Raw genomic sequence first — 23,218 nt, 5'->3', positions numbered from 1 at the left:
GGCACGTTTCAAAAAACGTAGGAGCGCGCTTGCCCGCGATTAGCGCCCGACAGGGCATCAGAGTAAGAGATCCAGAGCCAACAACCCAAGGTCAATTCTGCCCCCTCGTCCCCTGCGCCAGACCAAACATCAACAACAGCAAATCGTGGTCCGGCCGTACTGGCGATTCAGCCTTCGCCACACGCGGGAGGGCACATTGGCCTTCCCCATGGACTGCGCTAAGGATCTTCGGCTTGGGCGTTTCCCAAGCGGCCATGGCTATGGATGCGATGCCTAACGCTCCAACCAGAAACATACCTCGAGCGATTTCTAACTTCATCGATCTAAACCTTTGATGGGGCTGCCAAACGCTGCTTCGTAAAAGTAGACGAGCTTGCTCCAGTCCGCAGGTTGAAACGACGAATGGCGACGAAGCTGTTTCATGTCGTGCTGGGCGGCACCATAGGCGGTCAGGCGCTGGCGGCATTTCTCCAGATCCAGCAACGCGACTTCGGGGCGCGCACTGGCGCCCTCGCCCACGACACGCACGAACACGTGCTTGATGTAGATGCAGCTGTGCTGCCAGCGTCCCCGGTGCATGCGCGCGAGATTCTCGGCCAGTTCCTTGAGCATCTGTTCATATACCCCTTCGCCGTGCTGTTCACGCCCGCCGGCCTTGAGCCAGTGCTCGAACTCGACGAAGCCATCCAGGGAGGCGGTCACCAGCAACGCGCGCCATTCATTGTTCGCGTCACGCTCCGCGCCGCAGAACACCATGCGCGGTACGTTGACGTCGAGCTGGCGCAGGCCTTCCAGCGCATCCCGCTCTCGCAGGACAGTGGGGCGACCAAAGGGGTGTAGCCAACTGCGATAGATATGGCCGACCTGCCGCTTCACATACAGCAGACGGCCGTTTTCCGACACCACACGCTGAACCCCACTTTCTCCACCGCGGCGCACGTTGGGCTCTTCCACCCAATCACCCTTGGTGTTCCAGAAATAGGCAAAGCGATCCTTGGCGGGAAGGGTCGAATCTGCTGCGAAATCCACGGCCATCCTGTTACCTCTTACGTAATAGATACACACGCCACATGGCGTACAACGGCAGGAAATCCAGACGGTCCTGGATGCGGAATCCTGCCTGCTCGAATTCGGCTTCTACGGTGCTCACTGGTAACACGAAGCGGTTCTGGTAACCCTCTTGTCGACGATTACGCTCAGCACGCTTGCGTTTCCAGGCTTTGAAATTGCCGTCAACCCAGAGCGAAACGATTACGCTGTCTCGGGTGACGCGGTGGAACTCCTTGAGTAGCACAGCCCTGTCCTCGGCCTTGCCGACATGGTGCAGCAGACGCATGCAGAAGATGCTGTCCACTGCGTTGTCGGGCATGTCGATGGCGAATGCGGAGGTCTGCAGGGGTTGAACCCGCTTCACCACCTCAGCCGGTTGCGCGCTGCAGGCCGTCTTAATCATGGATGCCGAATTGTCGGCACCAATGATGACCCGATTGGCCTTCTCTGCCAGCAGTGGCCAGAAGCGGCCAGCCCCACACGGCAGGTCCAGCACCAGGCCTGGCTCCCCGGCCAGCGCCAATGCGCGGCGTGCCAGTTGCTTGTCGCGATGGTCTGACAACCGTCGCGCCAATCCGTCCCTGTGTTTGCGCAAATATTTTTTGGCGTGCGCATCGTCGTATTTGTGCGAGAAATCTAACTCAATCCGCTTGCTCATGACCGTCTCTCCTGAAGGTGATACGGCCAAACTAGGCGGGTTAACGTCATGCTCAAGTCACGTGAATGTGAAAAAAACGTCCCTTGGGCGGGTAACATGTTACGGGATTTTTCAAGAAGATGTGGCCATTAAATAGCCATAATCCGACAAATCGCAGCACGGCAGTCGACTGACCTGATGGTTTTTGCCTGAACTGAGGCGATCAGTTGGGCGACCGTTTGAATTCGACGGTGAAACGGCAGCCGTTCGGTTCCATCGTATCCAGGCTGACGGTCCACCCTTGGTTTTCGCAGATGCGCTGCACCAGCGATAATCCAAGCCCGAGGCCCTCCCCTCGTTTTTCGTTGCCTCGGACGAAGGGCTGGAACATTGCCTCGCGTTTCTCTTCTGGAATGCCCACACCAGAATCTTCCACCATAAAGCCGTTGGCCAGCAGGGTCAGACGGATGAAGCCCTGGTCGGTGTAATGCAGCGCATTGCGCAGCAAGTTGCCCATCACCGCATACAGAAACGTGGCGTTGTAGGTGCCTTGCGTTGCACCCTCCGGGTGGTATTCCAGACGCAGGCCTTTGGTTTCGATCGGGTCACGCCACAGGTTCAGCAACTGCTGGGCCGCCCCCTCGAGTGACAATTGGGGATTCAAACCCGCGTCATCGTGCTGGGTGCGGGCCAACATCAGGAAGGTTTGCACCAGATCACGCATTTCTTCACAAGCCCGCGACACGCGCTCGACCTGGGTTCGGGCACGCTGATCGAGCGCAGGGTTCTCCAGCAGCAATTCACACGAGCTGGCAAGCACCATCAACGGTGTGCGCAACTCGTGGCTGACATCGCTGGTGAACATGCGCTCACGGGTCAAGGCGTCACGCAGCCGCCCCAGCGTGGCATCGAAGGCCACGGCCAGTTCGCCCACCTCATCCGCCGCGTAATCCGGCGCCAAGGGCGGCGCCAGCCCCAACAACTGGTCGCGATGCCGCACCTGCCGCGCCAGCCGCACCACCGGCGCCATCACTCGGCGCGCCAGAATCCAGCCGAGGACCACCGCCAGTGCCAAAGCCAGCACGAAGCCGACGAGCACGACGGCGAAGAGCACGCGCTCGCGCTCCTCGAAATCGCTCTGATCCTGCAGCAACACGTAATGTCGGCCGTCCACGACCTCGACCATGGCGTGGTATGAGAGCGGCCCGCGGAATACCTCATGGAAACCGGGCTCCAGATGGCGCAGGTCCTTGGGCAGCTCGAAATCGCCCGGTCCACCACTGAAGTAGAACAGTTGGTCCGGCTCCGGGCGGTGGCTCCAGTCTTCGACGCTGTCCATCAACAACAGGCGCGTCAGATCACCGCCCAGCCCGGCGGAGATTAGTTTCTCTTCGACCAGGTGAACCGTTGCCACGATGCCCATTGCGAAAGAACCGGCCACCAAGGCGCTCATCAGCGCAAACGCGATAATGATCCGCTGAGCGAGGCTCTGCTTAAACTCCATCGCGGCCCTCGGCCAGACGATAGCCCACGCCATGGACCGTTTGCAGCAACGGCTTGGCGAATGGCTTGTCGATCACCTGGCGCAACTGGTGCACGTGACTGCGCAGGCTGTCACTGTCTGGACAATCATCGCCCCACAGGGCCTCTTCGAGAATTTCCCGGCGCAGCACATGAGGGCTCTTCTGCATCAGCACCGCCAGCAGTTTGAGCCCGACAGGGTTGAGTTTGAGCATGCGCCCTTCACGCGTCACCTCGAGGGTATCGAGGTCGTAGACCAGATCGGCGACCTGGAGGGTGCGCCGCCCGCCGCCCTGCGCGCGGCGCAATACGGCCTCGATTCGAGCCGCCAGTTCGGACAACGCAAATGGTTTGAGCAGGTAATCGTCCGCACCGGAGCGAAAGCCCTGCAAACGGTCATCGAGCTGGTCCCGAGCGGTCAGCATGATGACCGGCGTATCGCGGCGAGCGTCTTCGCGCAGGCGTTTGCACAGCGTATAGCCGTCAATGCCCGGCAGCATGATGTCGAGCACGATCAGGTCGTAATGCTCGGTCGCGGCCAGGTGCAACCCGGATAAACCATCCTGCGCGCAATCGACGGTGTATCCCTTCAACCCAAGGTAATCGGCCAGATTTGCCAGGATGTCGCGGTTGTCTTCAACCAGCAGAATTCTCATGGGCGCATATCTCCCTACGCAGTTGTAGCGATGACCCGTGCACCGAGGGTGCGCACGATGAGGTCAGAGTTGGCGGCAGCTTACGGCCAACTTCGCCTGAGGGCCAGCACCGAGGTACACAACGTTTTTTTCACCGGTGGTTCACAGGGGCGCGACAGCCCTGCGCTCAGACTGCCGAACGTTTATGAGGGTCTCCTCGCCATTACATGGAATCCGACATGTCTGAAGTTCTCGAACGCCGCGCCTCGCGCCCGATCAACCTCTGGGTTTACGTCGGCATCCCGGCGGCGACCGCCCTTGCCCTATTGTTGCTGGAGTTGACGTCACTGGACATGAGCATCGCGCAATGGGCCTACGATCCGGCAGCCGGCGGGTTCATCGGCAAACACAGCTATTTTCTGGAGAACGTACTGCACGACCGCGCCAAACAGGCCGTCATTGCCTTGGGCCTGCTGTCCTTCGCAGCCTTCGTGGCCTCGTTTTTCGTGGGGCCGCTGCAGTCCTGGAAAAGAGAGCTGGGGTGCCTGGTGCTGTCAATGGCGCTGTCCACCAGCTTCGTCACCCCGGTCAAGGCAGTGACGGCGGTCCAGTGCCCTTGGAGCCTCACCCAGTTCGGCGGAACGGAAACCTACAGCGAGTTGCTGGCCCCTCGCCCACAGACTGACAAGCCTGGTCGTTGCTGGCCAGGTGGTCATGCAGCAACCGGGTTTACCCTTTTTGCATTGTTTTTCCTCTTCCGCGACCGTCGCCCGCGCCTGGCCAAGGCGGGGCTGGTCTTCGCATTCGGCCTGGGCACGGTCTTTTCGGTAGGACGCATGCTGCAAGGCGCACACTTTTTCTCGCACAACGTCTGGACGGCCGTGTTTTGCTGGCTGATTTGCCTGGGGGCTTATTACGCGGTGTTGTACCGGCCGACGGGCGGGAAAGGCAGGGTGGTTGAAGGTGCGGTGGTTTCGGGGTAGTTGGCTTTGATCGTTACTCGGATGCCCTTTGGGCGCTATCGCGGGCAAGCGCGCTCCTACGTTTGCTTCGGGATGCCAAAGGCGGACAAGGTGGTCTTTCGGAATGCGGCACGTTGCAACAGATGTAGGAGCGCGCTTGCCCGCGATGCGCCGAAAGGGCATCACTGGGGCGATCCCAAACCAGGCTAAGATCCGACTCCCCCCTTTTAAAAAAATCGCCACCCATAAAAAAACCCCGCCGAAGCGGGGTTTTTCGTGCATCAGGGTCAGGCTGAATTACATCATGCCGCCCATGCCACCCATGCCGCCCATGTCTGGCATACCGCCGCCAGCTGCAGGCTTGTCTTCAGCCACGTCAGCGATCATCGCTTCGGTGGTGATCATCAGACTGGCAATCGAGGACGCCGCTTGCAGAGCAGAGCGAGTCACTTTGGCTGGGTCCAGGATACCCATTTCGATCATGTCGCCGTATTCGCCGCTCGCAGCGTTGTAACCGAAGTTACCCGAACCTTGCTTGACCTTGTCGACCACGACGCTTGGCTCATCGCCGGAGTTGGCAACGATCTGACGCAGCGGCGCTTCAACGGCACGGCGCAGCAGGGCAATACCCACGTTCTGGTCGGCGTTGTCGCCTTTGAGCTCGGAGATGGCCTGCAGCGAGCGAACCAGCGCTACACCACCGCCAGGCACCACGCCTTCTTCGACCGCTGCACGGGTAGCGTGCAGGGCGTCTTCAACGCGGGCTTTCTTCTCTTTCATTTCGACTTCGGAACCAGCACCGACCTTGATCACTGCAACGCCGCCGGACAGTTTGGCCAGACGCTCTTGCAGTTTCTCTTTGTCGTAGTCGGACGAAGTATCGCCGATCTGCTGACGGATCTGAGCGATGCGACCATCGATGTCGGTCTTGTTGCCAGCACCGTCGATGATGGTGGTGTTTTCTTTGTTCAGCACAACGCGTTTGGCGTTACCCAGGTGCTCCAGGGTGGTGCTTTCCAGGCTCAGACCGATTTCTTCGGAGATCACGGTACCGCCGGTCAGGACGGCGATGTCCTGCAGCATGGCCTTACGACGATCGCCGAAGCCCGGTGCCTTGACGGCCGCGACTTTGACGATACCGCGCATGTTGTTCACCACCAGGGTCGCCAGCGCTTCGCCTTCGACGTCTTCTGCGATGATCAGCAGAGGACGACCGGCTTTGGCGACGGCTTCCAGCACTGGCAGCATTTCGCGGATGTTGGAGATTTTCTTGTCGACCAGCAGCAGCAGCGGGCTGTCCAGCTCGGCGACCATGGTGTCCGGCTTGTTGATGAAGTACGGAGACAGGTAGCCACGGTCGAACTGCATGCCTTCGACTACGGACAGTTCGTTTTCCAGACCCGAACCTTCTTCAACGGTGATCACGCCGTCTTTGGTCACTTTCTCCATGGCTTCGGCAATGATGTCGCCGATGGAGCTGTCCGAGTTGGCCGAGATGGTACCCACCTGAGCGATGGCCTTGGTGTCGGTGCATGGCTTGGACAGGGACTTCAGCTGAGCGACGATGGCCAGGGTGGCCTTGTCGATGCCGCGCTTCAGGTCCATTGGGTTCATGCCGGCAGCGACGGCTTTCAGGCCTTCGTTGACGATGGCCTGAGCCAGAACGGTTGCGGTGGTGGTACCGTCACCGGCGTCGTCGTTCGCGCGGGAGGCAACGTCTTTGACCAGCTGCGCACCCATGTTTTCGAAACGGTCTTTCAGTTCGATTTCTTTGGCAACCGAGACACCGTCTTTGGTGATCAGCGGAGCGCCGAAGCTTTTTTCGATGATGACGTTACGGCCTTTCGGGCCCAGGGTCGCTTTGACGGCGTCAGCCAGAACGTTTACGCCAGCCAGCATTTTTTTACGGCCAGCGTCGCCGAATTTAACTTCTTTAGCAGCCATGATCGTTATTCCTTAAATACTGTGTAGTAACGGGAAATGCGGGAGGTACCGACTCAGCCTTCAACGACGGCGAGGATTTCGTTCTCGCTCATCACCAGCAGGTCTTCGCCATCCACTTTCACGGTGTTGCTGCCGGAGTAAGGGCCGAATACCACTTTGTCACCCACTTTCACGGCCAGCGCACGTACTTCGCCGTTGTCCAGGACGCGACCTGCGCCGACGGCGATGACTTCGCCACGGTTTGGTTTTTCGGCGGCCGAACCAGGCAGCACGATACCGCCAGCAGTCTTGGTTTCTTCTTCACTGCGACGGATTACGACGCGGTCATGCAGAGGACGAAGCTTCATTGTCGATCTCCTAATTATGGTTTTTGAACGTCCGGCGTTGGCACCGAGCGGCTAAAACGTTCCGGACTTGCCGGGCGCGGCTCGCGAGCGAACCGCGGAATACGGTCTGGCGAAATGCGCCAGAAACCTTACGGTGACCCATACATAGGGGCGGGCAAGATGATTACAAGGCTGGGCGAAGAAAAAATTTTCAACGGGCACATGCCGTTGAAACGAAAACGGCACCCGAAGGTGCCGCGCGAAACACAAGCAGGATTCACTTTTTGTCGACAGGCTCGTACTCGCCCTCGATCACCTCGCCTTCGATAACCTCCGGCTGGCGAGCCCCTGGGCGACCCGCTCCTGCATGCGGCGAGTGCGTAGCCCCTGCCGAACGCAGATCATCCGCGAACGCCCGCTGGCGACTGGCCGAAGCTTCGGCACGCTGACGCACCTTGTTGGCCAGCAGCCGACGGGTGAACGGCATCAGACAGATCAGGCCCAGCACGTCGCTGATGAAACCCGGCAAGACCAACAGCCCGCCACCCACCGTCATCATGAGACCGTCCATCATCTGTTGGGCAGGCAACTCCCCTCGCGCCAAGCTCTCGCGAGCGCTCATGGCCGTTGCCAGACCGGCGACACGAATGATGAAAAAGCCGAGCATGGACCCGGCCACCACCAGCAGGAAGGTCGGCAGAAAGCCGATCGACATCCCGACTTTCACCAGCACGAACAGCTCGAGCACCGGAAAAAGCAAAAAAAGCAGTAGAAAAGCGCGCATCAAATAGTTTCCTCTAGGGAAGAAGGCTTCCAGTAGACACTAGGTGACGTCGCAAAGTCGTTAATTCAAGCTTCGGACGCCTCAGCGGTCGGCCATTTTTCGGCGTGAGCCAGTTGAACCAAGGCCTGGCGCACTTGTGTCGGCGTATTACAAGGCTCGGGGAAGGCCAGCCAATGCAGGCTTTGGCCGATACGCAAGTGCATTCCTTCGCTGTCGATGCCCACCAGCGCCGCCGGTTCGCTCTGCGGTAGACCGGCCAGCTCGACGTAGTGCGCGATGGCTTTTCCATGATCCTGGTTCATGTGCTCGACCATACCGATCTCGGCCCCACCAGCGAACGGATTGGGCAAGGCAATATCGTCGAGCCAGTGAATGGCCCCGAAACCACCAATATAGCGGTAGCGCACCGGGAGCAGCGTCCAGAAGTCAAAATCATGGGCGCTGTGGTAGCTCTCTGACTCCGGGAAGTAGCGGTAATAGCGTTGGGCTGCGGCATCGATGGCGGCTTGATCGCTGAGCTTCTGCGCTTCAGCCATCACCGTCACCCGCCCCACCGCTTGAATATCTTCAGCCTCACGTTCGCCCACCAGCATCGAGCACTTGGGGTCGCGTTGCAGGTTATGCGTGTGCTGAGCGATGCGGCTGATCAGGATCAATGGACGGCCTTGATCGTCCAGGCAATACGGCACCACCGAGCCGAACGGGTAACCGGGCATTGACTTCGAATGGGTCGACAGCACGCCACGGTATTCCTTGAGCAGCAACTCTCGGGCTTGCCGGTTGGCTTTGGCGCTCATGTGAGGCTCCTGAGGCAGGTAAAACGACGAATGTGGGCCAGCCTCAAGCGGCTGAGGTCCACCACGATAATCGTTATCACCCAGGGGTGCCAGATCGAAGGGAGGTGACGGTTCGACGCAAGATTCGCGTCATTTTCAGCGAGCGCTGCTGACCTGGCTCAGTCCCGGAAGGAAGCGAGAGCGCGCAGGCCAGCCACTGCGTCTTAATAAGGAAGCGTTTACCAGGCCACACCAAAGCCGGCGGTGTAGCGCGTCTTGTTCAGATCGCCATTGTCGGAGCCGGTGATGATGTCTTTTTCGGCCTTGACGTTGAGCGAGGCCCATTCGGTGACTTTGTAGCGAAACCCGACCTCGGTATCCAGGCTGTAATCCGCCACGCCGCTGAGAGGCTTGCCCAATTCGCCGTTGGTGAAGAATTCAACCTTCTTGCCGATCAGGTAGCGGTTGTAATCCCATGTCCCGGACACGGAGTAGAAATTGTCCTTCTCGCCATTGGAGTATTCGAAGTCCGTGCGGTTGAGCAGCGCGCCAATCTTGAACGCGCCCAGTTCGTCATCCCAGAGCTGGTAGCCCGGACCGGTACCCACGGTGCGTTGACGACGCAAGTCCTCGATGCCGTCATGCTTGTAGGTGATGCGGCCGTCCCAGAAAAACTTGTCGGTCAGGAAGCGATCCAGCGAGTACTCGGCGCTCCAGTTGTTGGTGGTGGTCGTGTCGTCCTGAGTCTCGCGGTTGAACTCGCCTTTGGCGTTGTGCCGCCAACGACCATGGCTGGCAGAGGTCTTGAAGGCCAGGTTGTAGTCGTCGGTGTCCGTGTCCGCCCGCTGGAAGTCCAGCGCTGCATCGATGTTGCCTTTCCAGACCAGATCGGTGACCACCGGCTTGGGTTTCATGATCTGCTGGATGCTGGCCAGGTCGACCGTCTTGGGCGCATCACCGTTGGCCAGGGTCACCTTGCCTTCGTCCGCCGCCTTCAGCGATTTGGACATCTCGCTCGTGTAGGCATCCTGTTTCACCAGCAGGTGTTGGTCACTTTCCAGCGTCTTGACTTCTTTCCAGTCCAGCGGAATATCGCCTGCATACTTGGTATTGAGCAGCAGTTTCCCGCCGTCGAAAACCTTAATAGTCCCCGTCAGTTTGTCACCGTTCTTCAACCAGACGGTATCGGCGAGCAAGGGGGTAGAGGCACTGATGATAGCGATGCACAACAGGGTTCTGGACAACATAAGCGACGACAAGGCTCTGGCTGGCGGTTAAATCGGGCATTATCCCTCGGGACAACATCGAGGCAATCCGTGGACCGCCGACACAGGATTCAAAGACCGTAGGAAGTTTCTTCAGTTCCGTGTCGAACAGAATTGCGGGTCCTTTAAACAGGAACGAACGCGTGAGCGAACACATTTCATGGATGCAAGACCCCAGTGGACAACCGCCCGCAGAGGCCCGGCGCGCGGCGGTTTATCTGACCATGCATCAAATCCCCGAAGGCAAGGTCGTCAGTTACGGGCAGTTGGCCGAATTGGCCGGTTTAGGACGAGCGGCACGTTTTGTTGGCCGAACCTTGAGCCAGTTGCCCGACGGTAGCCACCTGCCCTGGCATCGCGTGATCGGCGCGGGCGGACGGCTGAGCCTGCCGGCTGGAACGGCTTCTGGCGAAGAGCAACGCGCCCGCCTGCGCGCCGAAGGCGTGACCATCCGTAACAATCGTGTGGATATGGCGCGTCATGGCTGGCGCCCGACAGAGGACAACGGTTAGAGTGCGCGCTTTGTTTATGTAATCTGAGGCAGATTCCAGCCCATGCCCCGCAAAACCTGGCGCGCCGCGCTCGCCGCTTATGCCAGCCCATCGACGTTCGTGCTGCTGCTCCTCGGATTCGCCGCGGGCATGCCTTATATGCTCGTGTTTTCCACGCTGTCGGTCTGGCTCAGGGAAGCGGGTGTTGCCCGTGAGACCATCGGCTACGCCAGCTTGATCGGCCTGGCGTACGCTTTCAAATGGGTCTGGTCGCCTCTTCTCGATCAGTGGCGGCTGCCATTGCTGGGCAAGCTGGGTCGGCGCCGCTCCTGGCTGGTGCTCTCGCAAACCCTGGTGACGCTCGGCCTGATCGGCATGGGCTTTTGCGACCCCCAGCAGCATTTGTCCTGGCTGATTGCGATCGCTGTGGTGGTCGCGTTTTCGTCCGCGACGCAGGATATCGCCATCGACGCCTATCGCCTCGAGATCGCCTCGGACAGCCAGCAAGCCACCCTCGCCGCCAGCTACATGGCGGGCTATCGCGTGGCCGCCCTGCTCGCCACAGCGGGCGCCTTGTATTTCGCCGAAGGCTTCGGCTCATCCGGCTTCGCCTACAAGCACTCAGCCTGGACCGGCACGTATGTCATCTTCGGCCTGCTGATGCTGCCCGCGCTGATCACCACGCTGGTCATGCGCGAACCCGCCGTCGCTTTGCGCACGCAACTGTCGGCGGCGCGCTACGGCTTTGCGCACCAGTTGGCGTCGGTGTTCGTTCTGATCATCCTGCTGGTGTCGGTCCCCGCGATGTTCACCCAGCTCTACAATACCGACTTCGCCAGCGTACTGTTCAAGGATGCCACCTGGAAAAGCCTGTTGATGGAAGATCGGGCGTTCCTGCGCGCCATCCTGTACACCCTGCTCACGGCGGCCTGCCTGTCATCCATAGGCCGACGCGGCCTGGCACCGGTGCTGACGCCAATCAACGACTTCATCCTGCGCTACCGCTGGCAGGCCTTTCTGCTCCTGGGCCTGATCGCCACCTACCGCATGTCCGACACGGTCATGGGGGTGATGGCCAACGTGTTCTACATCGATCAGGGCTTCACCAAGGACCAGATCGCCAGTGTCAGCAAAATCTTCGGCCTGGTCATGACGCTGGTCGGCGCGGCCTTCGGCGGCCTGGCGATCGTGCGCTTCGGCATTCTGCCGATTCTGTTCATCGGCGGCGCAACCTCCGCTGCCACTAACCTGCTGTTTCTGATGCTGGCCGACATGGGCCCTAACCTGAAGATGCTGATCCTTACGATCTCGCTCGACAACTTCAGCTCCGGGCTGGCGACTTCAGCGTTCGTGGCGTACCTGTCGAGCCTGACCAACCTCAAGTTTTCTGCCACCCAATACGCCCTCCTGAGCTCTATCATGCTGCTGTTGCCCCGGCTGATCGGTGGCTATTCGGGGGTGATGGTCGAAAAACTGGGCTACCACAACTTCTTCTTGATCACTGCGTTGATGGGTGTACCGACCCTGTTCATGATCGCCCTGCACTGGGGCCAGGAGTTGCGCAAGGAAAAGCCGTCCGAAGACGAGAAACCGGTAGAGGAGCCCGCCAGCGAGCGACCCTGAAGGCTGCGGAGAGCCTCAGAGACGTCCCGACGCCGCCCCTTTACGCAAAAGCCCCGATCTCTCGCGAGTCGGGGCTTTTGCGTTACAAGATTGTCCGTATCAGGTCAGTGATTAACGCTGCAGCGCGGTTTCCTGCTGCTCCTGCACCACGCGAACGACACGCTGCGGGAACGGAATGTCGATATTGGCGGCGCGCAGGCGGTCGCGGATTTCCGCGTTGAACCGGTTGGACACCTCACCGAAATCACCGGTTTTGGTCCAGACTCGCAGCGAAACGGTGATCGAACTGTCGCCCAACGCCGCCACCACGGCCTGGGGCGCCGGGTCCTGCAAGACACGGGGGTCATCGGCCATTTCCATCAGCACCTGCAGGGCCTGCTTGAGGTCTGCGTCGTAATCGATGCCCACGTCGAACGTGATCTTGCGGGTCGGCTGCCGGTTCGTGTTGGTGATGATGCCGTTGGAGAGGTTACCGTTGGGGAGGATGACCGTCTTGTTGTCGCCGGTGCGGATGATGGTGTGGAAGATCTGGATGCTGTCCACGGTGCCAGCGACACCCTGCGCCTCGATCCAGTCACCGATGCGAAACGGACGGAACAGCAGAATCAGCACCCCGCCGGCAAAATTGGCCAGACTGCCTTGCAGCGCCAGGCCAATGGCCAGACCTGCGGCACCAATCGCCGCGACGAACGAGGTGGTCTCCACACCGATCATCGAGGCGACACTGACGATCAGCAGAATTTTGAGAATGATGTTGCTCAGGCTGCAAATGAACCCCTGCAACGCCAGGTCGACGTGGCGCAACGCCAACAGCGCCCCGACCTTGGATGTCAGCTTGTTGATCAGCCACCAGCCCACCAGCAATACGACAACGGCCAGCAGCACGCGGCTGCCGTACTGCATGACCATGGGAATCCAGGCTTGGGAAGCCTTGACCAGATGATCCACCTGGCCATTCAGATCCAGATCCATTGATTACTCCTTACGGTCGCGAAACGAAACACTGAAACGACACCTGCATCGAGGCTCTTCGTTTCAAGGGACCTGCACTCCGACGCGCACAAACCGGGCAGGTTCCGCGTCGGGGCAAATCGAGGGACGGTCAGTCGCGGAAGTTGTTGAACTGAAGCGGCATGCCGAAGCTGTGGCCACGCAGGGCCGCGATGGCTTCCTGAAGATCATCGCGCTTCTTGCCGGTGACGCGGACCTGCTCGCCTTGAATCGCGGCCTGGACCTTGAGCTTGGCTTCCTTGATGTGGGCGACGATCTTCTTTGCCAGCTCCTTGTCGATGCCCTCCTTGAGGGTGGCTTCCTGCTTCATCACTTTGCCGGAGGGATAAGCGTCTTTGACTTCCAGGCATTGCACGTCGATCTTGCGCTTGATCAGCGCCATCTTGAGGATCTCGATCATCGCTTCGAGCTGGAATTCCGCTTCGGCGGTGAGGTTGACGGTCAGTTCCTTTTCCTTGAATTCGAAGCTGCCTTTGCCTTTGAGGTCGTAACGGCGGTCCAGCTCCTTGATCGCGTTGTCGACGGCATTCGTGACTTCGTGTTTATCCAGTTCAGACACTACGTCGAACGAGGGCATGTCATTTCTCCAATTGATGCGGCGCGGCTCGATGCACAGGGAGCGCGCCTGACGTGACGGGTTGAAAACCGGGTCATTATAACGAGACTTTTCTTCGGTTCATGCGGGCCCGACAATGTCGTGTTGGTTTTACCTTGGCAGACCGCGCGCAGTGGCAGTGAACGAGCGCTTGAAGAGCGCTCCACGAAACCACGACGCGCGGCGTTTATAAGGGGCTGTTTGTGAGCACTCTCATCGCTGATATCGGCGAGCCCACGTCAGTGACGTGGCACATCCTGGGCGCGGGCAGCCTGGGCACTCTCTGGGCCACGCGGCTGGCCCGTGCCGGTTTCAGCGTGCGCCTGATCCTGCGGGATCGGGCGCGCCTGGACGCTTATCTGACGCGAGGAGGCCTGACCTTGAGCGAACAGGGCCAGCGGCATACCTTCGCTCTCCCGGCCGGGATTATCGACGACGCGGAGCCCATCGAGCGCGTCATCGTGGCATGCAAGGCCTACGACGCCGAGCCTGCCGTGGCCGGTATCGCGTCGCGGCTCATCCCCGGCGCGGACGTCCTGCTGCTGCAAAACGGCTTGGGCAGTCAGGAAGCGGTCGCGGCGCGGATTCCTCACGCCCGCTGTACCTTCGTTTCCAGTACCGAAGGCGCTTTCCGCGATGACGACTTCAGCGTCGTCTTCGCCGGCCAGGGCTTCAATTGGCTGGGAGATGGCCAGCAAGGTCCTGCGCCCGAATGGCTCGCAGCACTCGTCCAGGCGGGCATTGCGCATGAATGGACGCCGAAGATTCTCGATCGTCTGTGGCGCAAACTGGCACTGAATTGCGCCATCAACCCCCTGACCGTGCTGCACGGCTGCCGCAACGGCCAATTGCAGCACCATGCCGGGGAAGTCAGCGCGTTGTGCAACGAGTTGAGTGCCGTACTCAGGGCGTGTGGACACCCCGAAGCCGCTGAAGGCCTGGATGAGGCGGTGACCCAGGTTATTCAAGCCACAGCGGCCAATTACTCGTCGATGTACCAGGACGTGGCACAGGGGCGGCGTACGGAGATCGGGTACCTGTTGGGGTATGCGTGCAATGCCGCACGGCAGCAGGGTGTAAAAGCCCCCGGGCTGAACGCTTTGCAGGAGCGATTGATGCAGCGATTGCTCGCCAAAGGCCTGCCGGCCGACTGAGCGGAGGCGCGTGGCCCTGCGTGTTCGCCCGCTGGGCGGCTTGCAACTGCGCCGCTCATTGAGTCCGGGCATTCACATCGCGGGTTTGCGTCAGCCTCGAACAGCGCTAACCTGCCCCTTCCTCATTCGTCAGTGATCCTGCCCCATGCCATTGCGCCAGCGCCTTGAAAATCTGCCCGTCGGCCAGAAGCTACTGGCCGCCCTGCTGGTTCTGCTGACCACCGTTCTGTTGGTCGCCAATCTGACGTTCATCAGTGCCGCTTATTACATTTCCCAGGAAGCGATGGCGCCCCAGGCGCTGCAGACCATTGGGCGGCTGATCAGTAATCCCGGGCTGTCCGAACAGGCACTCGCTTCGTCGACCAATGCTCAAGCGCTGCTCAACGAATTGAAGAACTACGGTCCGCTGCGCGCCGCTGCCGTTTACGACAACAACGGCAACCGACTGGCGCAGGTGCAGCAAGGCAACAAGCTGCGTCTGCCTGAGCATTACCGCAACATCGAAAGCTGGCGCATCACCGAGTTTCGTAACACCCAGCTGATATCAATCCCCAAACCGGGCCAGGCTCCCGGCCATCTGTTATTGGTGGCCAGCAGTGAGCTGCCCGCAGCGTTCTACACTGGCACCCTGACGGCCAGCCTGGGAATCCTGATTTTCAGCGTCCTGCTGTGGGCTGGCGTGGCGCGGCAGATTCGCCGCTTTATCACCGAACCGATTTACCAGTTGGAAGAACTGTCTCGCCGGGTCACCCGCGAGGAAAATTACGCACTGCGCGCGGGCCCTGGCAATCAGGATGAAATCGGTTCCCTGGCTGAAGCCTTCAACACCATGCTGTCGCGAATGGAAGCGCGGGAGCAGCAGCTCAAGCGGGCGCGGGACGAGTCTCAGGAAGCCTATGACCAGGCACAGGGCCTGGCGGAAGAAACCCGCCACACCAACCGTAAATTGGAGCTGGAAGTCCAGGTTCGCAGCAAAATCGAGAAGAAACTCACCGGTTTCCAGAATTATCTGAACAGCATCATCGACTCCATGCCCTCTGCCCTGATCGCGCTGGACGAACAGTTGTACGTGACCCAGTGGAACCAGGAGGCAGGTGCCCTCTCCGGCACGCCGCTGGACGAGGCACTCAACCAACCCATCTTCCTGGCCTTCCCGCCGATGAAGGCATTTCTGCCGCAGATCAAGCAAACCGTCGAAAAGCACACCGTGACCAAGATCGAGCGCGTCACCTGGGTCAAGGACGACCTCACACGCCATTTCGCACTGACGTTCTATCCGTTGACCGGCGGGGCGGGTCGCGGCGTGGTGATCCGCATTGACGACATTACCCAGCGCCTGTCGCTGGAGGACATGATGGTGCAGTCCGAGAAGATGCTTTCGGTGGGTGGGCTTGCCGCTGGCATGGCCCACGAGATCAATAACCCGCTGGGCGCGATCATGCACAACGTGCAAAACATCCGACGGCGTCTGTCCCCTGATCTACCGAAGAACCTGGAACAAGCCGAGCAGGACGGCGTCGAACTGGCCGCCGTGAACCAGTACCTCACTGCGCGGGAAGTCCCGCAATTGCTCGACGGTATTCAGCAGGCGGGGGGCCGGGCAGCGAAAATCGTCAGCCACATGCTCAGTTTCAGCCGACGCAGCAACCGGCAGATGGCCCCTTGCGACCTCCCTGCGTTGATTGACCAGGCGGTAGAAATTGCCAGCAACGACTTCGACCTGACGATCGGTTTCGACTTCAAAGGGCAAAACATTCTTCGTCAGTTCGATCCGGCACTCGGGCCCGTTCCCGGCACCGCGAACGAACTGGAACAAGTGTTGCTCAACCTGTTGAAAAACGCCGCCCAGGCGATCCATCAGCGGGAAAACGAAACCGAACCGGGACGGATCATTCTGCGCACGCGGCTCAATCCGCCCTGGGCGGAGATTCAGGTCGAAGACAATGGCGTCGGCATGCCGGAAAACGTGCGTAAGCGCATCTTCGAACCCTTCTTCACGACCAAGGAAGTTGGCCAGGGGACCGGGCTGGGCCTGTCGGTTTCATATTTCATTATCACCAACAATCACAAGGGCCAGATGGAGGTGCACTCCACCCTGGGTCAAGGCACCTGTTTCACCCTGCGTCTGCCACTGGAAGGCAACCCGGTGAACGTCCCTGCCCCTCAAGTGATTGGCCAGAACGACCGGGAGTAAGGCACATGGGATTTCGCTTGTCGAAGATTTACACACGGACCGGCGACAAGGGCGAAACTGGCCTGGGCGATGGCCGTCGGGTGCCGAAGGACCACCCCAGGGTGGAAGCCATTGGCGAAGTCGATACGCTGAACAGCCAGTTGGGTTTGCTGCTGGCGGGGCTTGAAGAGTTGGCCCATTCAGTGCCTGCGATGCAGGACGTCATCGACGTACTGGCGCCGTGTCAGCACCGGTTGTTCGACTTGGGGGGCGAGTTGGCGATGCCCGAGTATCAGGCGCTGAATGCGGCCGAAATCGAGCGGCTGGAAGCGGCCATTGATGAGTGGAACGAAGAAGTGGGACCGCTGGAGAATTTCATCCTGCCCGGTGGTTCTTCGTTGATTGCCCAAGCCCATGTTTGCCGCAGCCTGGCGCGCAGTGCCGAACGCCGCTGTCAGCACCTGAACGCCGTCGAACCATTGAACGGTGTGGGGCTGGCGTACATCAATCGGCTGTCCGATCTGCTGTTCGTGGCAGCGCGAATCATTGCGCGCAGGCAAGGTGTTGCGGAGATTTTATGGGAGCCGGCGAAAAAGCCGGAGTGATTCGACTTTCGCTACTCTCTGTAGGCCATTCGCTGGCGCAGAGCAGCCAGCAGACAGCGTTCAGGCCTCAGGCCAGAACGCGCGGATTCCCGCGACACCTTGAGCGCCGCGTTACATGATCGTTCCCACGCTCCGCGTGGGAATGCCGTTCGCGAGGCTCTGCGTCGCACTGACGCGGAGCGTCAGGGGCTGCGTAACCACGCAGAGCGTGGGTACGATCAACAGGGGAGTTTTTACACCTTCGGCCAGAACGCGCGGATGCTCGCAACACCCTGAGCACCGCGTTACATGATCGTTCCCACGCTCCGCGTGGGAATGCCGCTCGCGAGGCTCTGCGTCGCACTGACGCGGAGCGTCAGGGGCTGCGTACCCACGCAGAGCGTGGGTACGATCAACAGGGGAGTTTTTACACCTTCGGCCAGAACGCGCGGATTCCGGCCACGCCCTGCGCGCCGTTTTCCCACGCCTGTTCCCGCTGCGCAGGCCCTACCCCGCCCAACAGATAGACCGGCTTGCTGAACCCGTCTATCAACGCCCGCGCCTGCTCCCAGCCCAACGGCGTGGCATCCGGGTGCGTCTGGGTCGGTTGAACCGGTGACAGGGTGACGAAATCCACACCCATCTGCTCAGCCAAGGACAGTTCTTCAGCGCTATGGCAAGACGCCGCCAACCAGCGCTCTTCCGGGAACGGACGGCCCTTGCTGGCGTACTTGCGCAGTTGTTCGCTGGTCAGGTGCCAGCCCGCCGCCGGGAAGTCGCCGAGCCACTCCAGGGGCCCCTTGAGCATCAACTGGGCTTTGCCTGCGCACAGGCCCACGGCATCGACCGCTACATCGCGGTATTTAGGGTCGTACATGTTCGGGGCGCGCAACTGGATCAGCTTGATACCGCTGGCGATTGCCTTCTGCATGCCTTGCAGCAGCGCCGGCGTGTCGAGGCCGTCCGGCGTGATCAGGTACTCGCTCGGCAAGCGCGCAGCAGCCACGATGGGCGTATTCGCCGCCGGAAACTCGTACCCGACCAGCGCCTTGTTCGACACCCACGCCAACGGCTGCCCTTCGGCGCCATGGGGCTCGCCCCTGAACGACGAGACCTCCCAGACATCCAGCAACACCTGTTTGTCGGGGTAGTCGTGCTTGATCTTGATCAGCGGCCGCGCGTCAACGATCTCGATACCCAGCTCTTCCTTCAACTCACGCGTCAGGGCCGCCTGGACGGTTTCACCAGGCTCGACCTTGCCACCGGGAAACTCCCACAAGCCGCCCTGGTGCTGCTTGTCAGCCCGTCGGGCAATGAGAATCTTGCCGTCAGTGCCGCGGATGACCGCGGCGGCTACATGGATGCGTTTCACCTCAAACCCCAATCAGGTGCGGTATTCCGCGTTGATCTTCACGTATTCGTGGGACAGGTCGGTGGTCCAGATGGTTTCGCTGCAATCACCCCGGCCCAGCTCGATGCGAATGGTGATCTCTTCTTCAGCCATCACCGCCGAGCCCTGCTCTTCGGTGTACGTCGCCGCGCGAGCACCCTGGCTGGCGATGCAGACGCCGCTGAGGAAGACGTCGATCTTGCTCACATCCAGCTCCGGGACACCGGCCCGGCCCACGGCGGCCAGAATTCGGCCCCAGTTCGGATCGGAGGCGAACAAAGCGGTCTTGATCAATGGGGAGTGGGCAACGGTGTAGCCGACGTCCAGGCATTCTTGATGCGTGCCGCCACCGTTGACTTCGACGGTCACGAACTTGGTCGCCCCCTCGCCGTCACGCACGATGGCCTGAGCGACCTCCATGCAGACGTCGAACACGGCTTGTCTCAGCGCCTCGAACAACGGCCCTTTGGGCTCGGTGACTTCAGGCAGGTCGGCCTGACCGGTGGCAATCAGCATGCAGCAGTCATTGGTCGAGGTATCGCCGTCGATGGTGATGCGGTTGAAGGATTTGTTGGCACCGTCACGCACCAGGTCTTGCAGCACGCTCTGCGAGACCTTGGCGTCGGTGGCGATGTAGCCGAGCATCGTGGCCATGTTCGGGCGAATCATCCCGGCGCCTTTGCTGATGCCGGTGACTGTCACGGTCACGCCGTCGATCTGGAACTGACGGCTGGCACCCTTGGGCAGGGTATCCGTGGTCATGATGCCCGTGGCGGCCGCTGCCCAGTTATCCACCGAAAGATCGTCCAACGCCGCCTGCAAGGCACCTTCGATCTTTTCCACAGGCAACGGCTCGCCGATCACCCCGGTGGAGAACGGCAGGACGGCACTGGCATCGACGCCGGTCAGTTCCGCCAGCTTCGCCGTGGTGCGTTCGGCCGCGCGCAGGCCCGGCTCACCAGTACCGGCGTTGGCGTTCCCGGTGTTGGTCAGCAGGTAGCGAACGGTGCCGCCCACACGCTGTTTGGACAGGATCACGGGGGCCGCGCAGAAAGCGTTCAGGGTGAATACGCCGGCCACGCTGGAACCTTCGGCGCAGCGCATGACCACGACGTCCTTGCGCCCTGGACGCTTGATGCCGGCAGACGAAATGCCAAGCTCGAAACCGGGAACTGGGTGCAGCGTCGGCAGAGGACCAAGACCAACAGCCATGAAATGCGCTCCTTGAAAGCCAGGCCGCCGGGCAGGCCACGACGGCTCGATAATTGGAAAAACGCCGCGACGGCTAGGCCGGTCGCGGCGCGATATTACAGAGAAACGACTGCCAGGCCGTAGATCAGGAAATCTGACCGTGGCAGTGCTTGTATTTCTTGCCCGAACCGCACCAGCACAGCTCGTTGCGACCCAGCTTCTGGTCGTTGCGCACCGGGGACATTGCAGTCGCAGCGGCCACCGCGACGTCATCGCCCTCCTCCACCAGAGCCGCCGGCTGCTCGAGGCCCGGCGCTTCGGCGTGTTGGAACTGCATGCGCTGGGCCAGCTCTTCGGCCTCGCGACGCAGACGGGCTTCTTCTTCGGCCGGGTCTTCGCGACGGACCTGAACGTGGGACAGTACGCGGATCGTGTCGCGCTTGATCGAGTCCAGCAATTCCTGGAACAGCGTGAACGACTCCCGCTTGTATTCCTGTTTCGGGTTCTTCTGAGCGTAGCCGCGCAGGTGGATGCCGTGGCGCAGGTGGTCCATGGTCGACAGGTGGTCTTTCCACAGGTCGTCCAGCACGCGCAGCAGAATCTGCTTCTCGAAGGTGCGCAGCGCCTCGGCACTGGCCTGGTCTTCTTTCTCGTTGTAGGCCGCGAGGATGGCTTCCAGCAGCTTGGGGCGCAGGTTTTCTTCGTGCAGGTGATCGTCTTCGTCCAGCCATTGCTGGATCGGCAATTTCACGCCGAAGTCACTGTTCAACGCCGCTTCCAGGCCAGCCACATCCCACTGCTCCGGCAGGGATTGTGGCGGAATGTGCGCGCTGATCGTGGCATCCAGAACTTCCTCACGGAATTCGGCGATGGTGTCGCCAATGTTCTCTGCCGCCAGCAGGCTGTTGCGCATGTGGTAGATCACTTTGCGCTGTTCGTTGGAGACATCGTCGAACTCCAGCAACTGCTTGCGGATATCGAAGTTGCGGCCTTCGACCTTGCGCTGCGCTTTCTCGATGGCGTTGGTCACCATGCGGTGCTCGATGGCTTCGCCAGACTGCATGCCCAGCGCTTTCATGAAGTTCTTCACCCGGTCGGAGGCGAAGATGCGCATCAGGCTGTCTTCCAGCGAGAGGTAGAAGCGGCTCGAACCGGTGTCGCCCTGACGACCGGCACGGCCCCGCAACTGGTTGTCGATACGACGCGACTCATGGCGCTCGGAGGCGATGACGTGCAGACCGCCCGCCTCGATGACCTGCTGATGACGCTTTTGCCAGTCGGCCTTGATCTGTGCGACCTGCTCGGGCGTCGGGTTTTCCAGGCTGGCGACTTCCACTTCCCAGTTGCCACCCAACAGGATGTCGGTGCCGCGACCGGCCATGTTGGTGGCGATGGTCAGGGCGCCAGGACGACCGGCCTGGGCAATGATTTCGGCTTCCTTTTCGTGGAACTTGGCGTTCAGGACCTTGTGATCGATGCCTTCCTTCTTGAGCAGGTTGGACATGTGCTCGGAGGTTTCGATGGTCGCCGTACCCACCAGCACCGGACGTTGCTCGGCCAGGCAGGCCTTGATGTCGGCAATGATGGCCGCGTACTTCTCGTCGGCGGTCAGGTACACCAGGTCGTTGTAGTCCTTACGCGCCAACGGTTTGTTCGGCGGAATGACCATCACGGCGAGGTTGTAGATCTGATGGAATTCGAACGCTTCGGTGTCAGCCGTACCGGTCATGCCGGACAGCTTGGTGTACAGACGGAAGTAGTTCTGGAAAGTGGTCGAGGCGAGGGTCTGGCTCTCGGCCTGGATGTTCAGGTTCTCTTTGGCTTCGATGGCCTGGTGCAGGCCCTCGGACAAGCGACGCCCCGGCATCGTACGACCGGTGTGTTCGTCGACCAGCATGATGCCGCCGTCCTGAACGATGTACTCGACGTTGCGATGGAACAGCTTGTGCGCGCGCAGGCCGGCATAGACGTGGGTCAGCAGGCCCAGGTTGTGTGCCGAATACAGGCTCTCGCCTTCAGCGAGCAGCCCGACTTGAGTCAGCATCTCTTCAATGAACTGGTGGCCGGCCTCGTTCAGCTCCACCTGACGGGATTTCTCGTCGATGGTGAAGTGGCCCTGCTTGGTCACCTGGCCTTCCACTTCCTCGATGTGCTGTTCGAGTCGGGGGATCAGCTTGTTGATTTCGGTGTACAGCTTGGAACTGTCCTCCGCCTGACCGGAAATGATCAGCGGGGTACGGGCTTCGTCGATGAGGATGGAGTCCACTTCGTCGATCACGGCGAAGTTCAGTTCGCGCTGGAATTTGTCTTCCAGGCTGAACGCCATGTTGTCGCGCAGGTAATCGAAGCCGAATTCGTTGTTGGTGCCGTAGGTGATGTCGGAATTGTAAGCAGCGCGCTTTTCTTCCGGCGGCTGGAACGGTGTGACGACACCGACGGTCAGGCCGAGAAACTCATACAGCGGGCGCATCCAGTTGGCGTCGCGACGTGCCAGGTAGTCGTTCACGGTCACGACGTGCACGCCTTTACCGGACAGCGCGTTCAGGTACACCGCGAGGGTCGCGACCAGGGTCTTGCCTTCACCGGTGCGCATCTCGGCAATCATGCCTTCATGCAGGGTCATGCCGCCGATCAACTGCACGTCGAAGTGGCGCATTCCCATGATGCGCTTGCCCGCTTCACGGCACACCGCGAAGGCTTCGGGCAGGAGCTTATCGAGGGTCTCACCTTTGGCGATGCGGGCCTTGAACTCTTCGGTCTTGGCGCGCAACTGCTCGTCCGAAAGGGCCACCATTTGCTCTTCGAAGCCGTTGACGATCTGGACCGTCTTGAGCATGCGCTTCACTTCGCGCTCGTTCTTGCTTCCGAAAAGTTTTTTCAACAAAGGTGCAAACATATCGACAGGATCTTCCACACATAGGAATGGAGGGCGGCCCCGTGAGTCGCCCGTGCAGCCCTCATGGCCGCATGCGAACGAGCATTCTACCCGGAAATGGTGGTGAGGAAAGTGGCGTTATTCCACGATGCTGGCACTGCAATGTTACGGGGCAGAAGTACAATAGGGGCATTTCTTCGGACTTCAACCCGTACGGGCATCTGAATACTT

Annotated in this window: 21 protein-coding genes; 6 read left to right on the top strand and 15 right to left on the bottom strand. The window is 60.4% G+C overall.

Features of this window, described 5'->3' with window-relative positions:
• Positions 1-91 precede the first annotated feature (91 nt).
• The 5 genes from DBP26_RS27250 to colR form a co-directional block, all read right to left on the bottom strand.
• Positions 92-319 (bottom strand): hypothetical protein, encoded by a 228-nt coding sequence (locus DBP26_RS27250; protein ID WP_108236943.1) that lies wholly within the window; start codon positions 317-319, stop codon positions 92-94.
• Positions 316-1,035 carry a lipopolysaccharide kinase InaA family protein gene (locus DBP26_RS09020; protein WP_108236942.1) on the bottom strand — a complete coding sequence of 240 codons (720 nt, stop codon included), beginning with the start codon at positions 1,033-1,035 and terminating at the stop codon, positions 316-318. The genes DBP26_RS27250 and DBP26_RS09020 overlap by 4 nt, the downstream gene beginning before the upstream one ends.
• A gap of 4 nt (positions 1,036-1,039) precedes the next feature.
• Positions 1,040-1,708, bottom strand: coding sequence for a class I SAM-dependent methyltransferase (locus DBP26_RS09015; RefSeq protein WP_108236941.1), 669 nt, complete (start codon positions 1,706-1,708; stop codon positions 1,040-1,042).
• Positions 1,709-1,910: 202 nt separating this feature from the next.
• Positions 1,911-3,191: a HAMP domain-containing sensor histidine kinase gene (locus DBP26_RS09010; protein ID WP_108236940.1), complete on the bottom strand. Its 1,281-nt coding sequence runs from the start codon at positions 3,189-3,191 to the stop codon at positions 1,911-1,913.
• Complete coding sequence (colR, locus tag DBP26_RS09005) at positions 3,181-3,864, bottom strand: two-component system response regulator ColR (RefSeq protein ID WP_108236939.1); 684 nt, start codon at positions 3,862-3,864, stop codon at positions 3,181-3,183. Before colR ends, DBP26_RS09010 begins: the two co-directional genes overlap by 11 nt.
• 218 nt (positions 3,865-4,082) lie before the next feature.
• Between colR and DBP26_RS09000 the strand changes: the two genes are divergently transcribed.
• Positions 4,083-4,826, top strand: coding sequence for a phosphatase PAP2 family protein (locus DBP26_RS09000; RefSeq protein WP_108236938.1), 744 nt, complete (start codon positions 4,083-4,085; stop codon positions 4,824-4,826).
• Between the two features lie 276 nt (positions 4,827-5,102).
• Here the strand turns inward: DBP26_RS09000 and groL are convergent, their stop codons facing one another.
• The 5 genes from groL to DBP26_RS08970 form a co-directional block, all read right to left on the bottom strand.
• The gene (groL, locus tag DBP26_RS08995) at positions 5,103-6,749 is read right to left on the bottom strand and encodes a chaperonin GroEL (RefSeq protein WP_108236937.1); all 1,647 of its coding nucleotides are present in this window, start codon (positions 6,747-6,749) and stop codon (positions 5,103-5,105) included.
• 53 nt (positions 6,750-6,802) lie between these two features.
• Positions 6,803-7,096, bottom strand: a complete 294-nt coding sequence (locus DBP26_RS08990) for a co-chaperone GroES (RefSeq protein WP_108236936.1) — start codon at positions 7,094-7,096, stop codon at positions 6,803-6,805.
• Positions 7,097-7,352: 256 nt separating this feature from the next.
• Entirely contained in the window at positions 7,353-7,859 is a 507-nt protein-coding gene (locus DBP26_RS08980; RefSeq protein WP_108236934.1) for an FxsA family protein, read from the bottom strand.
• 65 nt (positions 7,860-7,924) lie between these two features.
• On the bottom strand, positions 7,925-8,656 hold the full coding sequence (locus DBP26_RS08975; protein WP_108236933.1) for a DUF2470 domain-containing protein: 732 nt from the start codon (positions 8,654-8,656) through the stop codon (positions 7,925-7,927).
• Positions 8,657-8,874: 218 nt separating this feature from the next.
• Positions 8,875-9,882: a DUF481 domain-containing protein gene (locus DBP26_RS08970; RefSeq protein WP_108236932.1), complete on the bottom strand. Its 1,008-nt coding sequence runs from the start codon at positions 9,880-9,882 to the stop codon at positions 8,875-8,877.
• A 182-nt stretch (positions 9,883-10,064) separates the two neighbouring features.
• Here DBP26_RS08970 and DBP26_RS08965 point away from each other — a divergent pair, with 182 nt between their 5' ends.
• Together DBP26_RS08965 and DBP26_RS08960 are read left to right on the top strand one after the other, a co-directional pair.
• A complete protein-coding gene (locus DBP26_RS08965; RefSeq protein ID WP_108237044.1) occupies positions 10,065-10,412 on the top strand; it encodes an MGMT family protein in 348 nt (115 codons plus the stop codon).
• 42 nt (positions 10,413-10,454) lie between these two features.
• Positions 10,455-12,014, top strand: a complete 1,560-nt coding sequence (locus tag DBP26_RS08960; protein WP_108236931.1) for an AmpG family muropeptide MFS transporter — start codon at positions 10,455-10,457, stop codon at positions 12,012-12,014.
• 111 nt (positions 12,015-12,125) lie between these two features.
• On the opposite strand, the gene DBP26_RS08955 is transcribed toward DBP26_RS08960, so the two are convergent.
• Together DBP26_RS08955 and DBP26_RS08950 are read right to left on the bottom strand one after the other, a co-directional pair.
• Positions 12,126-12,980 (bottom strand): mechanosensitive ion channel family protein, encoded by an 855-nt coding sequence (locus DBP26_RS08955; RefSeq protein WP_108237043.1) that lies wholly within the window; start codon positions 12,978-12,980, stop codon positions 12,126-12,128.
• 136 nt (positions 12,981-13,116) lie between these two features.
• Entirely contained in the window at positions 13,117-13,602 is a 486-nt protein-coding gene (locus tag DBP26_RS08950) for a YajQ family cyclic di-GMP-binding protein (RefSeq protein WP_108236930.1), read from the bottom strand.
• 221 nt (positions 13,603-13,823) lie between these two features.
• Between DBP26_RS08950 and DBP26_RS08945 the strand changes: the two genes are divergently transcribed.
• The 3 genes from DBP26_RS08945 to DBP26_RS08935 all read left to right on the top strand — a co-directional run bounded on the left by DBP26_RS08945 (position 13,824) and on the right by DBP26_RS08935 (position 17,552).
• A complete protein-coding gene (locus tag DBP26_RS08945) occupies positions 13,824-14,774 on the top strand; it encodes a putative 2-dehydropantoate 2-reductase (RefSeq protein WP_256600989.1) in 951 nt (316 codons plus the stop codon).
• Between the two features lie 145 nt (positions 14,775-14,919).
• Positions 14,920-16,968 (top strand): ATP-binding protein, encoded by a 2,049-nt coding sequence (locus DBP26_RS08940; RefSeq protein WP_108236929.1) that lies wholly within the window; start codon positions 14,920-14,922, stop codon positions 16,966-16,968.
• Positions 16,969-16,973: 5 nt separating this feature from the next.
• A complete protein-coding gene (locus DBP26_RS08935; RefSeq protein WP_108236928.1) occupies positions 16,974-17,552 on the top strand; it encodes a cob(I)yrinic acid a,c-diamide adenosyltransferase in 579 nt (192 codons plus the stop codon).
• Between the two features lie 406 nt (positions 17,553-17,958).
• Here the strand turns inward: DBP26_RS08935 and DBP26_RS08930 are convergent, their stop codons facing one another.
• From DBP26_RS08930 to secA, 3 genes are all read right to left on the bottom strand, one after another.
• Entirely contained in the window at positions 17,959-18,903 is a 945-nt protein-coding gene (locus tag DBP26_RS08930; protein WP_108237041.1) for a Nudix family hydrolase, read from the bottom strand.
• A 12-nt stretch (positions 18,904-18,915) separates the two neighbouring features.
• Complete coding sequence (gene argJ / locus DBP26_RS08925; RefSeq protein ID WP_108236927.1) at positions 18,916-20,133, bottom strand: bifunctional glutamate N-acetyltransferase/amino-acid acetyltransferase ArgJ; 1,218 nt, start codon at positions 20,131-20,133, stop codon at positions 18,916-18,918.
• A gap of 124 nt (positions 20,134-20,257) precedes the next feature.
• The gene (secA, locus tag DBP26_RS08920) at positions 20,258-23,008 is read right to left on the bottom strand and encodes a preprotein translocase subunit SecA (RefSeq protein ID WP_108236926.1); all 2,751 of its coding nucleotides are present in this window, start codon (positions 23,006-23,008) and stop codon (positions 20,258-20,260) included.
• Positions 23,009-23,218 lie beyond the last annotated feature (210 nt).

Origin of the sequence: Pseudomonas sp. RIT409 (assembly GCF_003052515.2) — a bacterium.
Taxonomy (GTDB): domain Bacteria; phylum Pseudomonadota; class Gammaproteobacteria; order Pseudomonadales; family Pseudomonadaceae; genus Aquipseudomonas.
Note: the sequence above shows the minus strand (reverse complement) of the source record. Positions and strands in the feature narration are given on the sequence as shown.